Annotated in this window: 7 protein-coding genes; all 7 read right to left on the reverse strand. The window is 49.0% G+C overall.

Going from position 1 to position 7,529, the window contains the following annotated elements:
- Positions 1-271 (reverse strand): fibronectin type III domain-containing protein (locus MGMO_RS07855; RefSeq protein ID WP_036307284.1); only part of this gene is annotated, 271 nt, incomplete at its 3' end.
- Between the two features lie 338 nt (positions 272-609).
- Positions 610-1,191 carry a DUF1003 domain-containing protein gene (locus tag MGMO_RS07860; protein WP_023494514.1) on the reverse strand — a complete coding sequence of 194 codons (582 nt, stop codon included), beginning with the start codon at positions 1,189-1,191 and terminating at the stop codon, positions 610-612.
- 362 nt (positions 1,192-1,553) lie between these two features.
- The gene (locus MGMO_RS07865) at positions 1,554-2,468 is read right to left on the reverse strand and encodes an LppY/LpqO family protein (protein ID WP_023494515.1); all 915 of its coding nucleotides are present in this window, start codon (positions 2,466-2,468) and stop codon (positions 1,554-1,556) included.
- Complete coding sequence (gene chrA / locus MGMO_RS07870) at positions 2,465-3,841, reverse strand: chromate efflux transporter (protein ID WP_023494516.1); 1,377 nt, start codon at positions 3,839-3,841, stop codon at positions 2,465-2,467. Before chrA ends, MGMO_RS07865 begins: the two co-directional genes overlap by 4 nt.
- Positions 3,838-4,791, reverse strand: a complete 954-nt coding sequence (locus tag MGMO_RS07875; protein WP_023494517.1) for a chromate resistance protein ChrB domain-containing protein — start codon at positions 4,789-4,791, stop codon at positions 3,838-3,840. The genes chrA and MGMO_RS07875 overlap by 4 nt, the downstream gene beginning before the upstream one ends.
- Before the next feature lie 637 nt (positions 4,792-5,428).
- Complete coding sequence (locus MGMO_RS07880; protein WP_023494519.1) at positions 5,429-6,229, reverse strand: hypothetical protein; 801 nt, start codon at positions 6,227-6,229, stop codon at positions 5,429-5,431.
- 86 nt (positions 6,230-6,315) lie between these two features.
- Entirely contained in the window at positions 6,316-7,326 is a 1,011-nt protein-coding gene (locus MGMO_RS07885) for a hypothetical protein (protein ID WP_023494520.1), read from the reverse strand.
- Positions 7,327-7,529: the final 203 nt, after the last annotated feature.

Below are 7,529 nucleotides of genomic sequence, written 5' to 3' on the forward strand. Positions count from 1 at the left end.
TCGCTGCAAAAAAATACCTTTCGCCGTTTGTTAACCCTTTCAACTTATAAGTTAGTCTTTTACCAACATCAATGCTAGCTGTATAGTTTTTTCTGCTTAGTCCATAATAGACCTTATAACCCCCTACATCATGGGATTTACTGGCCTTCCAGGTAAGCTTTAAATTTCCAGCAAATGCATTGCCCCCAAACAGCAAGAGGATAAATCCGATCAATAACAAACAATTCAGTTTCCAAAGATAATTAGCTTTTTTTGCATTTTCATTGTTCATGCAGATACCCCAGCATTACACCTTTGTAATCATATTCGCACATTTATCGGCGATAAGCCAGCAATAGTCGTCGATACAGATATTAGAAGTGCCATAAGTTCTTGCGCCTTATCCTGTCTCCAGTGCTAGTAAAACATGCACCTTAACCAGGACAACCCAGGAAACCATCCGCCTCCTGGACTGAGGACTATTGGTAATAGTGGAGTCGGAAGTGTAAGGAAAAATTAGTCAATATCCTTCCTTTCTATTGCACTTGACCGCCGCCGGACAACCCCATATCCGGCTGCGTCCCCTGGTCGTTTTTCAGCCAGTATAAACAAACGAAAAGCATGTCGTCTTTATGCTTCCGGCTCTCCTTCACGGCCTATAGGGTTTTTGCTTTCCAAACTATCCAAACGCTTTTCCAATTCAATCAGCTTGCGATAAGATCTAATATTAACTTCATAATCCAATTCTGCGCGTTTTTCAGAATAGGCTGATTGGTGGTTTTGGCTGATTAATAGGAAACCGGTAATGAATACGGCTTCAATAGCCAAGATGATGCCCAACAGGCTATAGGGATACTCATCAAAGTAGGGAAGATGTCCAAGATAGCCTTCGTTGGCCATGATCCAAACTGCAAACCACAGCATATGGATGATGATAAAATGCGGTTTCGCGATGAAATGGGTTACTTTATCGGCCAGCTTTTCAATCCAATTCTTTTGGGCTTGAAGTTCCTCCAATACGTATTTGAATTCGCCTAAGGCTTTGTGACATTGGTGACTAACACAAAAGACCGCGTCTTTCGGATTTGCCCCGCCACAAGCGGGGCAAATGATGATGCCTTCGCGCTCTGATGGGCTCAAATCATCAGGGATAGCGCACATCAGGGAGGGGTTTACTACTTGTTTATCATTTTTGCGTTCGATCAGTGCCATAATTCCTAATCCCACTACCAACGGGGATAGCGCTGTAGCTGCGTTAAAAATGGTGGTTAATGGGCCATTCTCGTAATGGACCGAGTGCAAAACTGCCTAATTCGACACCTGACATAAGTGCTGCCACCATCAGTGATGTCACTATAGCAGCATATTGGGGGAATTTTAATGATGCCCTGCTTGCTGTGGGCTTATGCTTATCTTCTTGCAGAAAAATCATCGCCCAGTTGCTGAATAAGCCCCCGCAAACGGGGCGTAGGTAACCGCCATTACGAATAATAACCCGGCTATTGGATTCCCAACCAAGGTGTTTATTTCAATACCCTGATTATTCACGGGTAATTCATTTCACAGACGGCCTCCTACTTGCTCGCTTGAGTGTCCAACGCGGCTTTAATGCCCTTGGCTAAATCATTGACAGAGCCTGTGCCCCAAAAGTGCAAGAACACGATCTTGGGCGATTCCCCGGTCATGTGGTGATGAATTGCAGTAATGAAAATGCCCGCACTGCGTAAGGCTTTTAATACGCCTTGCAATTCTGACTCCAGCATGGCGAAGTCCCCATCCACGACCGCTTTTTTATCGCTGCCTGCAAAGGCCGCCCAGGTATTGACGCCCATCACCTTGCCAGCATCGTGTCCCGCCATCATCGTCGAGCGGCTTATGGTCACCTTATAAATTTCGCCAGCCTTTTCGACGGGAGCGCCGATGGCCGTTTCAATAATTTTCGGATCGAGCGAAGTCTTGCTAGCAACTAGTGGCGTATGCGGTGCGGGTACTTTGACGGCACTGGTTTTTTTAATTTCATGGAAAACCTTACCAACGCCCGTGGCGAGCTTTTCAATATCGCCCATACCACCGATATGCATGAACATCACCCTGGGTGTGTCCCAGAGGAAATGATTATGCAAGGCGGTGACCTCAATACCATTGTCCAGTGCCATACTAAGCACCGGATTGACTTGGTCCTCCGTCAACACCATGTCACCCATGACCATGACCTGTTCGCCCGCCGGTTTGAAAGCCGCCCACGAAGTAAATCCCATAGCGGGGATCATTTTGACCCCGGCTACCATCACGGTAAGGTCAGTCCGGGGAACGCTGACCTTAAAAACGTTCTCGGTAGCATCCAATTTGCCTTTAGCACCGGTCAGTTTTTCGATGGTAACCGAATCCAGCGATCCTTTATGACTTTGATTCTCCAGGGCAACAACTTGGCATGCGGCTATAGCGCACAGTAATAATAAGGAAAACTGAAACCAACGGATCGTGTTCATAGCAAAACTCCACCCTGTTCAAGCCAGGGTTTAATGAAAGTGACTAACAGCCCCGCTAGTCCGCAGAGTGCGATCACGGGGATGACACCGGCTTTGTAACGTAACAAAGCCAGTAACGCAGAAAGGCCAATCAACGCGGCAACCGCATCAAAACGGCCTTGGAAACCGTGCGGCCAAAACACGTGATAGGCGAAAAATGCCGCCAAGTTCAGGATAACGCCGACCACGGCAGCGGTAATGCCAGTTAACGGTGCAGTAAACTTCAAGTTACCATGCGTGGATTCGACTAAAGGGCCGCCTGCCAGGATGAATAAAAAGCTGGGCAAGAAAGTAAAGTAGGTCACGACACAGGCAGCCATAGCCCCAGCTAGAAAAAGCTGGTCAGCGCCAAACAACTCTTTAGTCCATCCGGCTACGAAGCCGACATAGGTGACGACCATAATTAAGGGGCCTGGCGTGGTTTCACCTAATGCCAGGCCGTCAATCATTTGATGGGCAGTCAGCCAATGATAATGTTCCACTGCACCTTGATAGACATAAGGCAACACGGCGTAAGCACCGCCAAATGTCAGCAGCGCCGCCTTGGTGAAAAACCAGCCCATCTGTGTCAGCGCCCCATCCCAACCATAATGGACGCACAATAAACCGATTGCGCCGCCCCATAAGATCAAGCCGACCGCTATCAATTTGCCCAACCGTTTGCCGCTAAATTTGGCATGGTCTGGAGTCGGTGTGTCATCGTCGATCAAAGCCTTTCCATAACTTTGTTTTGCGCCTCCATGCCCGCCGCCAGTGGCAAATTTCTGGGGAATAAACTTGCCGCCCAGGGCACCTAGCAAACCTGCCATTAAGACGATCAAGGGAAATGGCGTATCGAATACGAAGATAGCGACAAACGCCAAGCCCGCCATCGTCCACAGCAGCCCATTTTTCAATGCCCGAGAGCCGATGCGGTAGGCGGCGAACAGGACAATGGCGGTCACTGCCGGTTTGATGCCATAAAGCACCCCGGCAACAGTGGGCAAATGCCCGAAAGCCAGATAAATCCAGCTTAAGACAATCAAGATGATGAGCGATGGCAGCACGAACAGGCTACCGGCTATCACACCACCCCAGGTGCGGTGCATCAACCAACCGATGTAGATCGCCAATTGTTGGGCTTCCGGGCCGGGCAACAACATACAGTAGTTGAGTGCATGCAGGTAACGCCGTTCGGAAATCCAGCGCTTTTTCTCGACCAAATCCTGGTGCATGATGGCAATTTGCCCGGCAGGGCCACCGAAACTGATGAAACCCAGTTTTAGCCAATACCAGAAGGCTTGCCCTAAAGTAACGGGCGGTGGCGACATTTGCGATTGATCGGGTTGATTCATGCGTCATTTCCTGAAAAAGCCTGATAAAAGGCATCAAAAGTTTTGTTCGTTTCGATCAGCAAATCATCATCGGAAGGCCAGCGTTGTCTCATGCCTCGGATCAGCGTTTCCAAACCCGCCGCTTCCAGGACGGGAATCCCGCCGACATCCAGGTAGTGGACTAAGGCACCGAGGCGGTTCAATGCGGCATCTTTTGCCAATCCGAAACTCGCCATTAATACCTCGAACGTGACTTTCGCACCGACATGGGTAAACTCAGCCCCGTCAAAATCGAAGCCCAGGGCTTCGGCAGGGCAAGCAGCCGGATCTATAAGCCAGATAAAACGAGCCTCGGGATCGATAAAGCGTTGAATCAGCCACGCACTGGCAAGCCGGTCGATCCACGGGCGCTGGCGGGTTGCCCAAGTCCGGTCTTGAAAATCCTCTACATGTAACCGCCTAATTCGTCGATGTACGGCATGCGGTTCATCTGGCATAAGGCGCTCAGTGATTGCATGTTCCAAATCTTCGAGGACGGAGGCCGCTTGTTCCCGTGCTGCACCGGGGAAAAAATCCTGGATCGCAATGGCTTCAAAGTCTTTACGCAGCCGATGCACTTGTTTTTGGAGTTTTGCCAGATCATTTGGTTGGAGGTTTGAGTCGGCGGTTTGCTGTATAGTTTCAACCAGTTTTGCATAATCGATTGAGCGGTCGAACAGGTTTTCAAAGACTTTTTGCTGTTCCTGGTTCTCGCTATCCAATTCCAGGATATGGGCGCTCCCGCCTCCTGCGATCACGTCTTCAGCCTGAGCTTGAAGCGTTTGCCTGAACTCCTTACGGTACGGCAATAAATACACCCCATCTCGCAATACGCCACAACCCAGTGCCTTGAGCGCCCGCCAGACGCGCATCCGTCCGGTGGAGTTTTGGGTCGGCAGGCTGACAATGAGGATTAGCCAGGAACGGTTCATTTAATGTTCTAATATTACTTATTTGTAGATTATTCTACTTCATAAGCGTATAAGAATGTCAATGGAAATTCTTTTATGGTTGAGGCTTTCTGATCTCCACATAAGCGCAAAGGCGCGGCTAATTGTTTTAACTGAATAGCCGTTTATAACCGACGGAGGATTTATGAAATCCCAATACCTAGATTTGTCTCAAGTCCATTACGTTGGTGAACAGGGATTGCTTACTCCGTGGTTTATTAAAAGGGGGTGTTTCCCTGCGAGCGGTTTCCCCGTTTATTCAAGAGCTGTTAAAAACTGATCGTTTATTGTGATGCTACAGTTTCAATCTATGGTGTTTTGATGTTGTTGCCTAGTCTTGTTGACGACACTATTTCACGGTTAGGCCGCATTGTGCCCTCCGTGACCCTGAACTGACTGCCGAGCAAAGGCGACGAACTCTGCCAAGACTGCGTCCGGGTTGATGGTGTTGTTAGGTCAATGCATTGAATCATAAGCCTAAAATGTCCTGGATTCATGCCTCACCCCAACTACCGCTCTAGCTGCCGCCTTCGGGAGGCGACACGTGTTCGTCGATTCGATCCACAACGGTACACCGCGTTCAGGGCGGGCCACACCAAACGGACAAACGCCAAACCGGTCAGCCAAGGGTGATTAGCTGCTCCGATGTCATTATGTCAACACTAAAGGTAGCCGAGCGTTGGACTCGGCGGTAGTCGCGGCCACTTGATTGGAGGCTATCCATAATTCCGAGTTCACTGCTAGGGACAGGAAGGTTGCTGTACTCGAAGTGATGCCACCTCTCCGAATCGCGATGTGCGGTTCGGCTTCCGACTTCCAGGAAGAGTTCGGTGAGCTGCTTCTTGAACGTCTGTGGGAAGAAATCATGACGCTCAGCCGTTGCGAACACTGATCTTTGGAAAACCTCGGCGATTCGTCTATGCGGTGAGTGGCCAACGAACGCTTCCAGCGCCCCGGCGTAGGCCGCCAGGCGGCTGCCGAACCGGCGATTCTGCAGCCCGGGAGTCGCTGCCCGGATTGTGTTTTCGGCTACTTTCAAAGTGAGGTCGTGTGCCCGTATCCAGTCGTAGCAGTGCTCCACTTCGGCCCTGCGGCTCCAGTCGGAGTTCGTGGCGTCAAGGATGGCGTAGATTTCGGGGTGATCAACATCCGCTGAACCGATGAATTGCCCATGCTGTGCGAGCCCGGTGGGATAGGTGCCGGGCGCGAGATAAACCGCTTGATTCGTGCCTTCGACGGCTGGTGTCAGCGTGCATATAACCTTCCACGCATTCGGCCCTTCTGTGTACACGTTGAGAACCAATCCCGGGGGAGACATGCCCGTTGGGGGGCTCGTTGACCCCATGTCCTTTTTGTCACCATCATTGCCAAGCACTTGGTCGAGAGTCTTGGTAGCACTTTTGGGAACACGACATAGCATGGTTTTTCCTCAGTCCTCTCGTCTAACGATCAAACTCACCGGCGGCAATGTAGCGTAGCGGAATTGCCGTCCGGTGGAGTGCCTTGTTATGTGTTTTCATGCTGCTCTTCTACCTTTTTCAATCGATCATACCAGGCCCACAACTCTGGAAATGCGAGTTTTTTCGGTATTGGATTGTTGTCGATAAACTGTGCATTCCAATACTGATTTATGTATGCCTCGCCGGTTCTTCTGGGGTGATTGGCTATCCAAGAATCATAGAACGATGAATGTGTTTCGTAGTGGTGGGTGTGAATAAAAGGTTCCCATGTATTGCCCAAATCATCTTCACTTCTTATATCGATTATTTCCGTTTGCTCCATTTCTCTCTGGTTTACATCGCCCCAAGCAAGTTTCATTAAATCAATTGCACTCACATCTGACTGCGGCGCACCGTAGCCAAAGATAGTAATCATAAAAGCACTTTGTAAATGCTGCTGTAGCTCTTTCCACTGCAACGAAATGAAACCATTCAAATGGTAATTTTTCTCTGCAATTGGGTATAGAAGCTTCGTCGGCGCAAGAAGACTGCCGCATTTACTGCACCTATTCCCATTTATTCCTGCCACCTTGTCTTTTTCACAATATCCGACCCCAACATTGCCATGAAGAAACAGCAGCCGTGGCAACTTAAATTTGTGTACGTTCCTGCGGAACGCCTGCAACAAAAAAGGATCCCAGTTAAAAGTTGCAACAACGTCCTTTTCTCGGAGAGAGAGCAATAAGTGGTCGTAAATGGTTGGCTCATCAATAATCTCTAAGCAAGAAAAGTAGTCATAAATTACCTTTTCTAATTCTTCTCTGACTTCTTGATGGGTGGTATTACGACAAAGCTGGTCGTATATCTTCTCAAAGTTATCGGCTTCATAAGAGATGCCTGTTTGGCACAGTAAATCATGGAGGCTAAGAATATCCACGAAATTATTCATGAGCGGAAGCCTTACGCTATTTTTATCCCCATATGGAAAAGCGGCGTAACTAGCTCCGGCACCCAGGATTACAACATGGGGTTTACCCATCTGTATTTGTTTAATCTCTTGATCTACTGAAACTTCCATCGGTTTCTTTTTGACACATAACGTAGAGCTAACCGGGCGCGGCCCAAATAGCTGAAAAAACAAAACCGCATTATAACCGCGCTCCGGTTGAGCGCCATGTTGGACGAAGCCGCTAACGCGGAGAAAAGCGCCGCCGCCTGATTAATCGATAAAATGTAACCTAAAGCCCTAAATCACAATGGGGCCCTCAACAACGAATCATG

Origin of the sequence: Methyloglobulus morosus KoM1, assembly GCF_000496735.2 — a bacterium.
In the GTDB taxonomy this organism is placed as follows: domain Bacteria; phylum Pseudomonadota; class Gammaproteobacteria; order Methylococcales; family Methylomonadaceae; genus Methyloglobulus; species Methyloglobulus morosus.

Bases quoted from the DNA above. Each gene is read 5' to 3' on its own strand.
- MGMO_RS07860 (WP_023494514.1), bottom strand. From the start codon at position 1,191: ATGGCACTGATCGAACGCAAAAATGATAAACAAGTAGTAAACCCCTCC.
- MGMO_RS07865 (WP_023494515.1), bottom strand. From the start codon at position 2,468: ATGAACACGATCCGTTGGTTTCAGTTTTCCTTATTATTACTGTGCGCT.
- chrA (WP_023494516.1), bottom strand. From the start codon at position 3,841: ATGAATCAACCCGATCAATCGCAAATGTCGCCACCGCCCGTTACTTTA.
- MGMO_RS07875 (WP_023494517.1), bottom strand. From the start codon at position 4,791: ATGAACCGTTCCTGGCTAATCCTCATTGTCAGCCTGCCGACCCAAAAC.
- MGMO_RS07880 (WP_023494519.1), bottom strand. From the start codon at position 6,229: ATGCTATGTCGTGTTCCCAAAAGTGCTACCAAGACTCTCGACCAAGTG.
- MGMO_RS07885 (WP_023494520.1), bottom strand. From the start codon at position 7,326: ATGGAAGTTTCAGTAGATCAAGAGATTAAACAAATACAGATGGGTAAA.